Raw genomic sequence first — 12826 nt, forward strand, 5'->3', positions numbered from 1 at the left:
GCGCCGCAACTTTCGGGATCGCATGGCGGGGCAACGGGTTAGAAGCGGCCAGGGCGCGCAGCTTGCGCGCCGCGCAAAAGGATGACGATGGCCACCGAGACCGGAGAATATGGCGGCAAGCTCGTCCTCTATGCGGCGCTGGGCGCCAATCTGGGGATCGCGGTGGCGAAGTTCGTCGCCGCGGCATTCACCGGATCGTCGGCGATGCTCACCGAGGGTTTTCATTCGGTGGTCGACAGCCTCAACCAGTTGCTGCTGCTCTACGGGCAGAAGCGCTCGGCTAGGCCCCCCGACACCCTGCACCCGCTCGGTTACGGACGCGAGCTCTATTTCTGGAGCTTCGTCGTCGCGATTCTGATCTTCGCGACCGGCGCCGGGCTGTCGATCTACGAGGGCGTGCTCCACATCATCGATCCCGAGCCGGTGCGATCGGTGTGGGTCAATTATCTGGTGCTCGGCATCTCGCTGCTGCTCGAGGGGACGAGCTGGTGGATCGCGGTGCGCGAGTTCGGCGATGCCAAGGGCGAGCAGGGTTGGTGGCAGGCGGTGCGGCGGTCGAAGGATCCGTCGAGCTTCATCGTGCTGTTCGAGGATTCGGCGGCGATGTTCGGCCTGGTCGTCGCCGGGATCGGCATTTCGGCGAGCGTCGTCACCGGCGACGCGCGCTATGACGGCGTCGCCTCGATCGTCATCGGGCTCGCGCTGGCGACGGTGGCGATCCTTCTCGCGCGCGAATCGAAGGATCTGCTGATCGGCGAGCCGGCCGATCCGGTGATGGTCGCCGCGGTCCGCGCCGCGATCGACCGGCGGCCCGAGGTCTCGGGGGTCAACGAGATCACCACCGTCCATATCGGCCCCGACAATATCTTCCTCGGTCTCTCGGTCGATTTCGTCGACACGGTGCCGGTCGGCCGGGTCGAGGCGATGATCAGCGAGGCCGAAACCGAATTGCGCGCGCGCTGGCCGTCGATCCGCGCGATCTACATCAAGCCCCAGGCGAAGCCCGGGCCGGATTCGGACTCGGTGCCGGCGGCCAACCCCTGAGCGGATCGGCCGTCAGAAGGGGCCGTGCGGATAGACCCGGGTGTCGATGATCGACTGGAGTTCGGCGATGCGGCGGTCATAGGCCGCGGACAGGCAGGCATAGCCGGCGCCGCAGGCGTGGCGTGTCGCGAGCCAGGCCGCCTGCCGGTCGCGGATCGCGTCGCGCGATCCCATCGGCACCAGCTGCAGGTCGAGCGCATAGAGCGTCGCCAGCCGGACGTCGCGGTCGTTGAGTGCGCAATAGCGGCACACGGCCTTCTCGTCGGGGCTGGCGGCGCGGGTGCAGTCGAAGCTCGCGGCGTGCGCCGGCAGGGCGATGGCGGCGAGGGCGGCGAAGAGGAGCGGGCGGGGCATCACGGCAGAACCGCCCATATCGGGCGGCGTTCCATGCGCTGGGTGGCGCAGCATCGCGGTTGACCTCGTGCGACTCCTCGCATATAGGCGCGCCCTGCTCCGGGGTGGTTCGTCCGCCGTGGAGCGAGCTTGAACATTGCTGATGCGAGGGAAGGCCCGGGAGGTCGTGATGACCGCCGGGGCTTTTGTGCATTTTCGTTCGTCCGCTTTCAGCGGAATCGGACAGAACGCAATTCGGGCATCGGTAAAGTAACTCTCTTAGAGGTGAAGGGCTTCATGCCAACGATCAATCAGCTGATCCGCAAGGGTCGGGAGCCGCAGAAGACCAAGTCGAAGGTCCCTGCGATGGAAAAGAACCCCCAGAAGCGCGGCGTCTGCACGCGCGTCTACACGACGACGCCGAAGAAGCCGAACTCGGCGCTTCGCAAGGTTGCCAAGGTCCGCCTGACCAACTCGCGCGAAGTCATCAGCTACATCCCGGGCGAAGGCCATAACCTGCAGGAGCACTCGGTGGTGCTCATCCGCGGCGGCCGTGTGCGCGACCTTCCCGGCGTGCGCTACCATGTTCTGCGCGGCGTGCTCGACACCCAGGGTGTCAAGGACCGCAAGCAGAGCCGTTCGAAGTACGGCGCGAAGCGTCCGAAGTAAGGATAGAAGCAAATGGCACGTCGTCGTCGCCCCGAGAAGCGCGAAATTCTCCCCGATCCGAAGTTCGGAGATGTCATTCTCTCGAAGTTCATGAACTCCGTCATGCTCGACGGCAAGAAGTCCACTGCCGAAGGCATCGTCTATGGTGCCCTGGAAACCGTCGAAGCCCGCGCCAAGCGCGAGCCGATCGGCGTGTTCCATGACGCGCTGAACAATGTGAAGCCGGGCATCGAGGTCCGCAGCCGCCGCGTCGGCGGTGCGACCTATCAGGTCCCCGTCGAGGTCCGTCCGGACCGTTCGCAGGCGCTGGCGATCCGCTGGCTGATCTCGGCCGCGCGTGCGCGTTCAGAGACCACCATGTCGGCACGTCTGTCGGGCGAACTGCTCGATGCGGCGAACAACCGCGGCAACGCGGTGAAGAAGCGCGAGGACACGCACCGCATGGCGGAAGCGAACCGCGCCTTCTCGCACTACCGCTGGTAAAAATCCTTCCCATATAGTCGGGAGCGGGCCTCGGCCCGTTCCCGACATCGGAGTTTCAAGATCATGGCCCGCAGCCACCCGCTCGCGCAGTATCGCAACATCGGCATCATGGCGCACATCGACGCCGGCAAGACGACGACGACCGAGCGCATCCTTTATTATACCGGCAAGTCCTACAAGATCGGCGAGGTCCATGAGGGCACCGCCACGATGGACTGGATGGAGCAGGAGCAGGAGCGCGGCATCACGATCACGTCGGCCGCGACGACCTGTTTCTGGAACGATCACCGCATCAACATCATCGACACCCCCGGGCACGTCGACTTCACGATCGAAGTCGAGCGTTCGCTGCGCGTGCTCGACGGCGCGGTTGCGTGCTTCGACGGCGTTGCCGGCGTGGAGCCGCAGTCGGAGACGGTGTGGCGCCAGGCGGAAAAGTACAAGGTTCCGCGGATGTGCTTCGTCAACAAGCTCGACCGCACCGGCGCGAGCTTCGAGCGTTGCGTCGACATGATCAAGGACCGCCTTGGCGCGCGTCCGGCCGTCCTCTATCTGCCGATCGGCATCGAAGGCGGCTTCAAGGGGCTCGTCGACCTGGTCGAGAACCGCGCGATCATCTGGCTCGAGGAGTCGCTGGGCGCGAAGTTCGAATATCAGGACATTCCCGCCGACCTGGCCGACGCTGCCGCGACCGCTCGTTCCGAGCTGATCGAAATGGCGGTCGAGCAGGACGACGACGTCATGGAAGCCTATCTCGAAGGCAATGAGCCCGACGTCGCGACGCTGAAGGCGCTGATCCGCAAGGGTACGCTGAACTTCTCGTTCGTCCCCGTCCTGTGCGGCTCGGCGTTCAAGAACAAGGGCGTGCAGCCGCTGCTCGACGGCGTCGTCGACTATCTGCCTTCGCCGCTCGACATTCCGCCGGTCGAAGGCCTGAAGCTCGACGGGGAAACCCCCGACAGCCGTCCGGCCGCGGACGATGCGCCGATGTCGGCGCTCGCCTTCAAGATCATGAACGATCCGTTCGTCGGCACGCTGACCTTCGCCCGCATCTATTCGGGCAAGCTGGACTCGGCCACCACCGTGCTCAACTCGGTGAAGGACAAGAAGGAAAAGGTTGGCCGCATGCTGCTGATGCATGCGAACAGCCGCGAGGACATCCAGGAAGCCTATGCCGGCGACATCGTCGCTCTGGCGGGCCTTAAGGATACCACGACCGGCGACACGCTCTGCTCGCAGGCCGCGCCGATCATCCTCGAACGCATGGAATTCCCGGAGCCGGTGATCGAGCTGTCGGTCGAACCCAAGACCAAGGCCGACCAGGAGAAGATGGGCGTCGCGCTCAATCGTCTCGCCCGCGAGGATCCGTCGTTCCGCGTGTCTTCGGACAACGAGAGCGGCCAGACCATCATCAAGGGCATGGGCGAGCTTCACCTCGAGATCCTGGTCGACCGCATGAAGCGCGAGTTCAAGGTCGAGGCGAACATCGGTGCGCCGCAGGTGGCGTATCGCGAGTCGATCAAGCGCAAGGTCGACGTCGACTATACCCACAAGAAGCAGTCGGGCGGCTCGGGCCAGTTCGGCCGCATCAAGTTCTCGGTCGAACCCGGCGAGCGCGGCCAGGGCGTCATCTTCAAGGATGAGGTCAAGGGCGGCAATATTCCGAAGGAATATATCCCGTCGGTCGAGAAGGGCATCCGTGAAATCGCGGCCTCGGGCTCGCTGATCGGCTTCCCGATCATCGACTTCACCGCGACGCTCTATGACGGCGCCTACCATGACGTCGACTCGTCGGCGCTGGCGTTCGAGATCACCGGTCGCGGCGGCATGCGTGAAGCCGCCCAGAAGGCCGGCATCACGATCCTCGAGCCGGTCATGAAGGTCGAGGTCGTGACCCCGGAAGATTATCTGGGCGACGTCATCGGCGACATGAACAGCCGTCGTGGCCAGATCCAGGGCACCGACAGCCGGGGCAACGCCCAGGTCGTCGAGGCGATGGTTCCACTGGCGAACATGTTCGGCTATGTGAACCAGCTCCGCTCGTTCACCCAGGGCCGGGCGCAGTACACGATGCAGTTCTCGCATTATGACGAAGTGCCGGCGAATGTGGCCGAAGAGGTCAAGGCAAAGCTGGCGTAATCCAAATTTGTTGGTTATGGGCGCGTCCGCATCGGGCGGCGCGTCCCGAAATTGATTCGAGAAGAAGGTAGAGAAAATGGCGAAAGCTAAGTTCGAGCGGAACAAGCCGCACTGCAATATCGGCACCATCGGCCACGTCGACCACGGCAAGACCTCGCTCACGGCAGCGATCACCAAGGTTCTCGCCGAGACCGGCGGCGCGACCTTCGTCGACTATGCGAACATCGACAAGGCTCCGGAAGAGCGCGAGCGCGGCATCACCATCTCGACCGCGCACGTCGAGTATGAGACGCTTGCCCGTCACTATGCGCACGTCGATTGCCCGGGCCACGCCGACTATGTGAAGAACATGATCACCGGTGCGGCGCAGATGGACGGCGGCATCCTCGTCGTCTCGGCGACCGATGGCCCGATGCCGCAGACCCGCGAGCACATCCTGCTTGCCCGCCAGGTCGGCGTGCCGCAGCTCGTCGTGTTCATGAACAAGGTCGACCTGGTCGACGACGCCGAGATCCTCGAGCTCGTCGAGCTCGAAATCCGCGAGCTGCTGTCGTCCTACGATTTCGACGGCGACAACATCCCCGTCATCCAGGGTTCGGCCGTGTGCGCGCTGAACGGCACCAAGCCCGAGATCGGCCATGACGCCGTGCTCAAGCTGATGGAAGCCGTCGACACGTTCATCCCGCAGCCGGAGCGTCCGCTCGACAAGCCGTTCCTGATGCCGATCGAAGACGTGTTCTCGATCTCGGGCCGTGGTACCGTCGTCACGGGCCGCGTCGAGACCGGCATGATCAAGGTCGGTGAGGAAGTCGAGATCGTCGGCCTCAAGGACACCGCCAAGACCACGGTGACCGGCGTCGAAATGTTCCGCAAGCTGCTCGACTCGGGCCAGGCCGGCGACAACATCGGTGCGCTCATCCGCGGCATCAAGCGCGAGGAAGTCGAGCGCGGCCAGGTTCTCTGCAAGCCGGGCTCGATCAAGCCGCACACCGACTTCTCGTCGGAAGTCTATGTCCTGTCGAAGGAAGAGGGTGGCCGTCACACGCCGTTCTTCGCGAACTATCGTCCGCAGTTCTACTTCCGCACGACCGACGTGACCGGCACCGTCGAGCTGCCCGAGGGCACCGAGATGGTCATGCCCGGCGACAACGTGAAGCTCGGCGTCAAGCTCATCGCCCCGATCGCCATGGAAGAGGGCCTGCGCTTCTCGATCCGTGAAGGTGGCCGCACCGTCGGCGCCGGGGTTGTCAGCTCGATCTCGAAGTAATATAGGGCTGCACCGCCCGATTCCCCAGGGAGTCGGGCGGTGCGCTTTTTAATGACTATTTTTGCCTCGCGATGAGGTGAAGGCGGCCGAAACGGTCGCCTTATCTTTCGCAGGCACGGCTCTTTCGCATCGGTAGGGACCATGGAAACGCAGAATATCCGTATTCGTCTGAAGGCTTTCGATCACCGCGTGCTCGATCAGGCCACTGGCGACATCGCCGACACCGCCCGCCGCACCGGCGCGCTCATCCGTGGCCCGATCCCGTTGCCCACGCGCATCGAAAAGTTCACCGTGAACCGCGGCCCGCACATCGACAAGAAGTCGCGCGAGCAGTTCGAGGTGCGCACCTACAAGCGCCTCCTGGACATCGTCCAGCCCACCCCGCAGACCGTCGACGCGCTGATGAAGCTCGACCTCGCGGCAGGTGTTGATGTTGAGATCAAACTGGCTTAAGAGGCCGGCACTGCACGGGGGCGAATCGCTCCCGCGCTAGTCGTTTCGGTTTCTCCCGTCCGGTTGGTCCGGCGGGATCGATCTCCGGACGACGGAATAGACAGGGATACCGACCAGCTCCGCTGGTGCCCGAGTCCCCGCCATTCGCAGCAATGCGGAAAACCGAGCCCGGGCGGGGGCTGTATTTTAATTGGGCTGGAAGCTTCGGCGAGTGCCGGAGCTTTTTTCGTTGGCACGCTCGCCGCTAACGCGAGCCTCTGTTTGGAAGGAACGGATCATGCGCACTGGCGTGATCGCTAAGAAGATGGGGATGACCCGCCTGTTCCAGGATGATGGCCGGCACGTGCCGGTTACCGTTCTGGTGCTTGAGAATGTCCAGGTCGTGGCGCGCCGCGAACAGGATCGTGACGGCTATGTCGCGGTCCAGCTCGGCGCCGGCTCGGCCAAGGCAAAGAATGTCGCGAAGCCGCAGCGCGGCCACTTCGGCAAGGCCGAAGTCGAGCCCAAGGCTTTCGTCGCCGAATTCCGCGTGTCGGAAGATGGCCTGCTCGACGTCGGTGCGGAAATCACCGCCGACCATTATGTCGCGGGCCAGTATGTCGACATCCAGGGCAGCACCCAGGGCAAGGGCTTCCAGGGCGGCATGAAGCGTTGGGGCTTCGGCGGTCTGCGCGCGACCCACGGCGTTTCGGTCTCGCACCGTTCGCTCGGTTCGACCGGTCAGCGCCAGGATCCGGGCAAGGTCTTCAAGAACAAGAAGATGGCCGGCCACATGGGCGCCGCCAACCGCACGCAGCAGAACCTCGAGATCGTCCAGACCGATGCCGAGCGCGGCATCCTGTACGTCAAGGGTTCGGTTCCGGGCTCGAAGGGTGGCTGGCTGCTGGTCAAGGATTCGGTGAAGATCGCGCGTCCGGCCGATGCGCCTTATCCCGCCGGCATCCGTGCCGCGGCCAACAGCAATGTTTCCGAAGTGGCCGAGGCTCCGGCCGATGTCGCTCCCGAAGCGACCGATGGCCAGGAGGGCTGATCATGAAGATTAAGGTTCAGACCCTCGACGCGGCAGCCGCCGGCGACCTGGAGCTCAACGACGAGGTCTTCGGCCTCGAGCCCCGCGCCGACATTCTGCATCGTGTCGTCACCTGGCAGCTCGAAAAGCGCCGCGGCACCGCCCGCGCCGCCCGTGAGCGCTCGGACGTCGCCCGCACCGGCAAGAAGTTCGGTCGCCAGAAGGGCGGCGGTACCGCCCGTCACGGCGATCGCCGCGCTCCCGTCTTCATCGGCGGTGGTAAGGCTCATGGTCCGCGCGTTCGCGACTTCAACCCGTCGCTGAACAAGAAGGTTCGTGCGCTCGGCCTGAAGATGGCGCTGTCGTCGAAGGCCAAGGATGGCAAGCTGGTCGTTCTCGACACGCTGACCGTCTCCGAAGCCAAAACCAAGGCTCTGCTCGCGCAGATCGGCAAGCTCGGCTTCGGCAACACCACGCTCGTGATCGACGGCGACATGGTCGACACCGGTTTCGCGCTGGCGTCTTCGAACATCCCGAAGCTCAACGTGATGCCCGCCGTCGGTGCCAATGTGTACGACATTCTGAAGCATGAAACGCTGGTGCTGACGCGCGCCGCGGTCGAGAAGCTGGAGGCGCGCTTCAATGGCTAAGACTCAGCAAGCTGTGGTGGACAACCGCCACTATGACGTGGTGCTGCGGCCCCACATCACCGAGAAGACGACTTTGCTCTCCGAGCACAACGCCGTGGTGTTCCAGGTTGCGGGCGATGCCAGCAAGCCGGAAATCAAGGCGGCCGTCGAAGCGCTGTTCAACGTTACCGTCAAGGGCGTGAACACGATCGTCGTGAAGGGCAAGACCAAGCGCTGGAAGGGCACGCCCTACAAGCGTTCGGACGTCAAGAAGGCGATTGTGACGCTGGCCGAAGGCCAGTCGATCGACGTCACCACCGGTATTTGAGGCTCGGGGCATCATGGCACTCAAGCATTATAATCCGACGAGCCCGGCCCGCCGCGGCCTGATCCTCGTCGACAAGTCGAGCCTCTGGAAGGGCAAGCCCGTCAAGGCGCTCACCGAAGGCAAGCACAAGTCGGGCGGCCGCAACAACATGGGCCACGCGACTGCGCGCGGCATCGCGGGCGGCCACAAGCAGAAGTATCGCATCGTCGACTTCAAGCGCCGCAAGTGGGACCAGCCCGCGACCGTCGAACGTCTGGAATATGATCCCAACCGTTCGGCGTTCATCGCCCTCGTCAACTACGAGGACGGCGAGCAGTCGTACATCATCGCGCCGCAGCGTCTTGCGATCGGCGACGTCATCGTCGCCGCCAAGAAGACCGACACCAAGCCGGGCAACGCGATGGAAATCGGCCAGGCGCCGGTCGGCACCATCGTCCACAATGTGGAGATGAAGCCGGGCAAGGGCGGTCAGATCGCCCGCGCGGCCGGCACTTATGTGCAGGTCGTCGGTCGCGACAAGGGCATGGTGATGGTTCGCCTGAACTCGGGCGAGCAGCGCTACATCCGCGCGGACTGCATGTGCACGGTCGGTGCGGTGTCGAACCCCGACAACGCCAACCAGAACCTGGCGAAGGCCGGCCGCAACCGTTGGCTGGGCAAGCGCCCGCTGACCCGCGGCGTCGCCAAGAACCCGGTCGACCATCCGCACGGCGGTGGTGAAGGCCGGACCTCGGGCGGCCGTCATCCGGTCACGCCTTGGGGCAAGCCGACCAAGGGTGCGCGTACGCGCTCCAACAAGTCGACCGACAAGTTCATCATCCGTTCGCGCCACGCGAAGAAGAAGAGGTAATCATGGCCCGTTCCGTCTGGAAAGGTCCGTTCGTCGATCTCCACCTTCTGCGGAAGGCGGAAGGCGCACAGGACAGTGGCGCGCGCGCTCCGATCAAGACCTGGTCGCGTCGCTCCACCATTCTCCCGCAGTTCGTTGGACTGACGTTCAACGTCTATAACGGCCGCAAGTTCGTGCCGGTGGCGGTCAACGAGGACATGGTCGGTCACAAGCTGGGTGAGTTCGCGCCGACGCGCTTCTTCCCCGGCCACGCCGCCGACAAGAAGGGTAAGCGCTGATGTCGAAGCCTGCAGCTCCGCGCCGCGTCGGTGAGAAGGAGGCCCTTGCGGTCGCCACCACCCTCCGCGGCAGCCCGTACAAGCTCAATCTGGTCGCGGGTCTCATCCGCGGCAAGAAGGCCGGCGACGCGCTGAACATCCTGTCGTTCTCGAAGAAGGGCTTCGCCCTCGACGTGCGCAAGGTGCTCGCTTCGGCGATCGCCAATGCCGAGAACAACCACAACCTCGACGTCGACGCGCTCGTCGTGAAGGAAGCTTCGGTCGGCAAGTCGATCGTCATGAAGCGCTTCGCCACCCGCGGCCGCGGCAAGTCGACCCGCATCATCAAGCCGTTCGCGCGTCTCCGTGTCGTCGTGCGCGAGCAGCAGGAAGAGGCTGAATAATATGGGTCAGAAGTCCAACCCGATCGGCATGCGGTTGCAGATCAACCGCACCTGGGACAGCCGCTGGTACGCCGACGGCGCCGATTATGGTCGTCTGCTGCTCGAGGATCTGCGGATCCGCAAGCACATCATGAAGGCGATCCCGCAGGCCGCGATCTCGAAGGTCGTGATCGAGCGTCCGGCCAAGCTGTGCCGTATCTCGATCTATGCCGCCCGTCCGGGCGTCATCATCGGCAAGAAGGGCGCCGACATCGAAAAGCTCCGCCGCGCGCTGGGCAAGATGACGTCGTCGGAAGTGAGCCTCAACATCGTCGAGATCCGCAAGCCGGAAATCGATTCGAAGCTCGTCGCCCAGGGCGTCGCCGACCAGCTCGAGCGTCGTATCGCCTTCCGCCGCGCGATGAAGCGCGCGGTCCAGTCGGCGCTGCGTCTGGGTGCGGAAGGCATCCGGATCACCTGCGCCGGCCGTCTCGGCGGCGCGGAGATCGCGCGCACCGAATGGTATCGTGAGGGCCGCGTGCCGCTGCACACCCTGCGCGCCAATGTCGACTATGCCGAAGCCGAAGCCCACACCGCCTACGGTGTGTGCGGCATCAAGGTCTGGATCTTCAAGGGTGAGATCCTCGGCCATGACCCGCTCGCTCAGGATCGGCTCATGATGGAAGCTCAGACGTCGGGGGTCCGGCCGGCGCGATAAGGGGTTTCCCCTTATCAGCGTCGCCTGATCGACCGGACAATCGGTGTCAGAAGGCGATAGAAAATGCTGCAACCAAAGCGCACTAAATTCCGCAAGGCCCACAAGGGCCGCATCCATGGCAACGCGCCCGGCGGCGCGACGCTGAACCATGGCGCATTCGGTCTCAAGGCTCTCGAGCCGGACCGGATCACCGCCCGCCAGATCGAAGCGGCTCGCCGCGCGATCACGCGTCACATCAAGCGCCAGGGGCGTTTGTGGATCCGCATCTTCCCGGACGTGCCGGTCTCGTCGAAGCCCGCCGAAGTCCGCATGGGCTCGGGTAAGGGTTCGCCGGAATTCTGGGCAGCCCGCGTGAAGCCAGGCCGTATCCTGTTCGAGCTGGACGGTGTCCCCGGTCCGCTCGCTCGCGTCGCCTTCGAGCGCGCGATGGAGAAGCTGCCGATCAAGACCAAGGTCGTCGCCCGCTTCGGCGAGTCCGTGTACGAGGAAGAGTAAGAGATGGCGAAGATTGCTGAACTCACCGGCCAGACCGATGACCAGCTCGCAGCCTCGCTGACGGAGCTGAAGCGCGAGCAGTTCAACCTGCGCTTCCAGGCGGCCACCAGCCAGCTGGAGAAGCCGAGCCGCGTGCGCGAAGTTCGCCGCACGATCGCTCAGATCAAGACCGTGCAGACGCAGCGTTCCGCTGCGGCTGCCAAGTAAGGAGAGCCCAGCCATGCCGAAGCGCGTGCTGACCGGAACGGTGGTCTCCGACAAGACCGACAAGACCGTGGTCGTTAAAGTGGAGCGTCGTGTGAAGCACGCGCTCTACGGCAAGATCATCAAGCGGTCGAAGAAGTATCACGCCCACGACGAGACCAACGAGTTTCGCGAGGGTGAGACGGTGCGCATCGAAGAGACCGCGCCGATTTCGAAGCTCAAGTCGTGGAAGGTGATCGAGCGGGTTGATACCCACGCGACGCCATCCCACGCCTGATAGACGGAAGGGTCTGAACAATGATCCAGATGCAGACGAACCTCGACGTCGCTGACAACAGCGGTGCCAAGAGGGTGCAGTGCATCAAGGTGCTGGGCGGTTCCAAGCGCCGTTTCGCGACCGTGGGCGACGTTATCGTCGTCTCGATCAAGGAAGCGGCGCCGCGCGGCAAAGTGAAGAAGGGTGACGTGCATCGTGCGGTCATCGTGCGTACCGCCAAGGACATCCATCGTCCCGACGGTTCGACGATCCGCTTCGACGGCAACGCCGCGGTTCTGATCAACAAGAACTCGGGCGAGCCGATCGGCACGCGCATTTTCGGTCCGGTGGTTCGCGAGCTTCGCGCCAAGAACCACATGAAGATCATCTCGCTTGCGCCTGAGGTGCTGTAATGAGCGCTCTTAAGATCAAGAAGGGCGACAAGGTCGTCGTCCTGTCCGGCAAGGACAAGGGCAAGACCGGCGAAGTCGTCAAGTCCTTCCCCAAGGACTCGAAGGTCGTCGTGTCGGGCGTGAACGTCGCGACCCGTCACAAGAAGCCGACCCAGCTCAATCCGCAGGGTGGCCTGGAGCGCATCGAAGCGCCGATGCATGTCTCGAAGGTCGCGATCGCGACCGCCGACGGCAAGCCGACGCGCGTTCGCTTCGAGATCCAGGACGGCAAGAAGGTCCGCGTGGCCGTCAAGACCGGGGAGACGATCAATGGCTGATGCCGCTTACACGCCTCGCTTCCGCGCGCTCTATGACGAGACGATCGTCAAGGCGATGACCGAGAAGTTCGGCTACAAGAACGTCATGGAAGTGCCGAAGATCACCAAGATCGTCCTGAACATGGGCGTTGGTGAGGCTACCCAGGACAAGAAGAAGGTCGAGCAGGCTGCGGCCGAGATGACCCTGATCGCCGGCCAGAAGGCCGTGGTCACCAAGGCGAAGAAGTCGATCGCGCAGTTCAAGCTGCGCGAGGGCATGCCGATCGGCGCGAAGGTCACCCTCCGCCGCGAGCGCATGTACGAGTTCCTCGACCGCTTCGTCACGATCGCGCTGCCGCGCGTCCGCGACTTCAGGGGTCTCAATCCCAAGTCGTTCGATGGTCGCGGCAACTATGCGACCGGCCTCAAGGAGCAGCTGATCTTCCCGGAGATCAGCTATGACAAGGTCGATCAGATGCGCGGCATGGACGTTATCATCGCCACCACGGCGAAGACCGATGATGAGGCGCGCGAGCTGCTTCGCCTCTTCGGCTTCCCCTTCCCGGTGGAAAATCAGGATCAGAAGCAGGCCGCGTAAGC

The 12826-nt window shown here is 64.0% G+C and carries 20 protein-coding genes; 19 read left to right on the forward strand and 1 reads right to left on the reverse strand.

The window, feature by feature from the left end; translation table 11 throughout:
- Window positions 1-87 precede the first annotated feature (87 nt).
- Window positions 88-1044, forward strand: a complete 957-nt coding sequence (locus AC1RM6_RS03430; protein WP_493098192.1) for a cation diffusion facilitator family transporter — start codon at window positions 88-90, stop codon at window positions 1042-1044.
- Between the two features lie 12 nt (window positions 1045-1056).
- Here the strand turns inward: AC1RM6_RS03430 and AC1RM6_RS03435 are convergent, their stop codons facing one another.
- The gene (locus tag AC1RM6_RS03435; RefSeq protein ID WP_493098193.1) at window positions 1057-1398 is read right to left on the reverse strand and encodes a lysozyme inhibitor LprI family protein; all 342 of its coding nucleotides are present in this window, start codon (window positions 1396-1398) and stop codon (window positions 1057-1059) included.
- Window positions 1399-1674: 276 nt separating this feature from the next.
- Here AC1RM6_RS03435 and rpsL point away from each other — a divergent pair, with 276 nt between their 5' ends.
- The 18 genes from rpsL (at window position 1675) to rplE (ending at window position 12824) form a co-directional block, all read left to right on the forward strand.
- Window positions 1675-2046 carry a 30S ribosomal protein S12 gene (gene rpsL, locus AC1RM6_RS03440; protein WP_493099522.1) on the forward strand — a complete coding sequence of 124 codons (372 nt, stop codon included), beginning with the start codon at window positions 1675-1677 and terminating at the stop codon, window positions 2044-2046.
- A 12-nt stretch (window positions 2047-2058) separates the two neighbouring features.
- Entirely contained in the window at window positions 2059-2529 is a 471-nt protein-coding gene (rpsG, locus tag AC1RM6_RS03445) for a 30S ribosomal protein S7 (protein WP_493098194.1), read from the forward strand.
- A gap of 63 nt (window positions 2530-2592) precedes the next feature.
- A complete protein-coding gene (gene fusA / locus AC1RM6_RS03450) occupies window positions 2593-4668 on the forward strand; it encodes an elongation factor G (RefSeq protein WP_493098195.1) in 2076 nt (691 codons plus the stop codon).
- 76 nt (window positions 4669-4744) lie between these two features.
- Window positions 4745-5935 (forward strand): elongation factor Tu, encoded by a 1191-nt coding sequence (gene tuf / locus AC1RM6_RS03455; RefSeq protein WP_493098196.1) that lies wholly within the window; start codon window positions 4745-4747, stop codon window positions 5933-5935.
- 141 nt (window positions 5936-6076) lie between these two features.
- Window positions 6077-6388, forward strand: a complete 312-nt coding sequence (gene rpsJ / locus AC1RM6_RS03460) for a 30S ribosomal protein S10 (RefSeq protein ID WP_011952197.1) — start codon at window positions 6077-6079, stop codon at window positions 6386-6388.
- A 277-nt stretch (window positions 6389-6665) separates the two neighbouring features.
- On the forward strand, window positions 6666-7418 hold the full coding sequence (gene rplC / locus AC1RM6_RS03465; protein WP_493099524.1) for a 50S ribosomal protein L3: 753 nt from the start codon (window positions 6666-6668) through the stop codon (window positions 7416-7418).
- A gap of 2 nt (window positions 7419-7420) precedes the next feature.
- The gene (gene rplD / locus AC1RM6_RS03470) at window positions 7421-8047 is read left to right on the forward strand and encodes a 50S ribosomal protein L4 (protein ID WP_493098197.1); all 627 of its coding nucleotides are present in this window, start codon (window positions 7421-7423) and stop codon (window positions 8045-8047) included.
- Window positions 8040-8354: a 50S ribosomal protein L23 gene (locus AC1RM6_RS03475; protein ID WP_493098198.1), complete on the forward strand. Its 315-nt coding sequence runs from the start codon at window positions 8040-8042 to the stop codon at window positions 8352-8354. The genes rplD and AC1RM6_RS03475 overlap by 8 nt, the downstream gene beginning before the upstream one ends.
- Before the next feature lie 13 nt (window positions 8355-8367).
- Entirely contained in the window at window positions 8368-9204 is an 837-nt protein-coding gene (rplB, locus tag AC1RM6_RS03480; protein ID WP_493098199.1) for a 50S ribosomal protein L2, read from the forward strand.
- A 2-nt stretch (window positions 9205-9206) separates the two neighbouring features.
- Window positions 9207-9482: a 30S ribosomal protein S19 gene (gene rpsS / locus AC1RM6_RS03485; protein WP_493098200.1), complete on the forward strand. Its 276-nt coding sequence runs from the start codon at window positions 9207-9209 to the stop codon at window positions 9480-9482.
- A complete protein-coding gene (rplV, locus tag AC1RM6_RS03490; RefSeq protein WP_493098201.1) occupies window positions 9482-9865 on the forward strand; it encodes a 50S ribosomal protein L22 in 384 nt (127 codons plus the stop codon). Before rpsS ends, rplV begins: the two co-directional genes overlap by 1 nt.
- Before the next feature lies 1 nt (window position 9866).
- Window positions 9867-10562: a 30S ribosomal protein S3 gene (gene rpsC, locus AC1RM6_RS03495; RefSeq protein WP_493098202.1), complete on the forward strand. Its 696-nt coding sequence runs from the start codon at window positions 9867-9869 to the stop codon at window positions 10560-10562.
- 63 nt (window positions 10563-10625) lie between these two features.
- Window positions 10626-11057 (forward strand): 50S ribosomal protein L16, encoded by a 432-nt coding sequence (rplP, locus tag AC1RM6_RS03500; protein WP_493098203.1) that lies wholly within the window; start codon window positions 10626-10628, stop codon window positions 11055-11057.
- A gap of 3 nt (window positions 11058-11060) precedes the next feature.
- Window positions 11061-11264, forward strand: a complete 204-nt coding sequence (gene rpmC, locus AC1RM6_RS03505) for a 50S ribosomal protein L29 (protein WP_493098204.1) — start codon at window positions 11061-11063, stop codon at window positions 11262-11264.
- Between the two features lie 13 nt (window positions 11265-11277).
- Window positions 11278-11538 carry a 30S ribosomal protein S17 gene (gene rpsQ, locus AC1RM6_RS03510; RefSeq protein WP_493098205.1) on the forward strand — a complete coding sequence of 87 codons (261 nt, stop codon included), beginning with the start codon at window positions 11278-11280 and terminating at the stop codon, window positions 11536-11538.
- A gap of 20 nt (window positions 11539-11558) precedes the next feature.
- A complete protein-coding gene (gene rplN, locus AC1RM6_RS03515) occupies window positions 11559-11930 on the forward strand; it encodes a 50S ribosomal protein L14 (RefSeq protein WP_011952186.1) in 372 nt (123 codons plus the stop codon).
- The gene (gene rplX / locus AC1RM6_RS03520; protein WP_493098206.1) at window positions 11930-12247 is read left to right on the forward strand and encodes a 50S ribosomal protein L24; all 318 of its coding nucleotides are present in this window, start codon (window positions 11930-11932) and stop codon (window positions 12245-12247) included. Before rplN ends, rplX begins: the two co-directional genes overlap by 1 nt.
- Entirely contained in the window at window positions 12240-12824 is a 585-nt protein-coding gene (gene rplE / locus AC1RM6_RS03525) for a 50S ribosomal protein L5 (protein ID WP_493098207.1), read from the forward strand. Before rplX ends, rplE begins: the two co-directional genes overlap by 8 nt.
- Window positions 12825-12826: the final 2 nt, after the last annotated feature.

It is taken from the genome of Rhizorhabdus sp. GW822-FHT03C02 (genome assembly GCF_058801765.1).

Bases quoted from the DNA above. Each gene is read 5' to 3' on its own strand.
- AC1RM6_RS03430 (WP_493098192.1), top strand. From the start codon at position 88: ATGGCCACCGAGACCGGAGAATATGGCGGCAAGCTCGTCCTCTATGCG.
- AC1RM6_RS03435 (WP_493098193.1), bottom strand. From the start codon at position 1,398: ATGCCCCGCCCGCTCCTCTTCGCCGCCCTCGCCGCCATCGCCCTGCCG.
- rpsL (WP_493099522.1), top strand. From the start codon at position 1,675: ATGCCAACGATCAATCAGCTGATCCGCAAGGGTCGGGAGCCGCAGAAG.
- rpsG (WP_493098194.1), top strand. From the start codon at position 2,059: ATGGCACGTCGTCGTCGCCCCGAGAAGCGCGAAATTCTCCCCGATCCG.
- fusA (WP_493098195.1), top strand. From the start codon at position 2,593: ATGGCCCGCAGCCACCCGCTCGCGCAGTATCGCAACATCGGCATCATG.
- tuf (WP_493098196.1), top strand. From the start codon at position 4,745: ATGGCGAAAGCTAAGTTCGAGCGGAACAAGCCGCACTGCAATATCGGC.
- rpsJ (WP_011952197.1), top strand. From the start codon at position 6,077: ATGGAAACGCAGAATATCCGTATTCGTCTGAAGGCTTTCGATCACCGC.
- rplC (WP_493099524.1), top strand. From the start codon at position 6,666: ATGCGCACTGGCGTGATCGCTAAGAAGATGGGGATGACCCGCCTGTTC.
- rplD (WP_493098197.1), top strand. From the start codon at position 7,421: ATGAAGATTAAGGTTCAGACCCTCGACGCGGCAGCCGCCGGCGACCTG.
- AC1RM6_RS03475 (WP_493098198.1), top strand. From the start codon at position 8,040: ATGGCTAAGACTCAGCAAGCTGTGGTGGACAACCGCCACTATGACGTG.
- rplB (WP_493098199.1), top strand. From the start codon at position 8,368: ATGGCACTCAAGCATTATAATCCGACGAGCCCGGCCCGCCGCGGCCTG.
- rpsS (WP_493098200.1), top strand. From the start codon at position 9,207: ATGGCCCGTTCCGTCTGGAAAGGTCCGTTCGTCGATCTCCACCTTCTG.
- rplV (WP_493098201.1), top strand. From the start codon at position 9,482: ATGTCGAAGCCTGCAGCTCCGCGCCGCGTCGGTGAGAAGGAGGCCCTT.
- rpsC (WP_493098202.1), top strand. From the start codon at position 9,867: ATGGGTCAGAAGTCCAACCCGATCGGCATGCGGTTGCAGATCAACCGC.
- rplP (WP_493098203.1), top strand. From the start codon at position 10,626: ATGCTGCAACCAAAGCGCACTAAATTCCGCAAGGCCCACAAGGGCCGC.
- rpmC (WP_493098204.1), top strand. From the start codon at position 11,061: ATGGCGAAGATTGCTGAACTCACCGGCCAGACCGATGACCAGCTCGCA.
- rpsQ (WP_493098205.1), top strand. From the start codon at position 11,278: ATGCCGAAGCGCGTGCTGACCGGAACGGTGGTCTCCGACAAGACCGAC.
- rplN (WP_011952186.1), top strand. From the start codon at position 11,559: ATGATCCAGATGCAGACGAACCTCGACGTCGCTGACAACAGCGGTGCC.
- rplX (WP_493098206.1), top strand. From the start codon at position 11,930: ATGAGCGCTCTTAAGATCAAGAAGGGCGACAAGGTCGTCGTCCTGTCC.
- rplE (WP_493098207.1), top strand. From the start codon at position 12,240: ATGGCTGATGCCGCTTACACGCCTCGCTTCCGCGCGCTCTATGACGAG.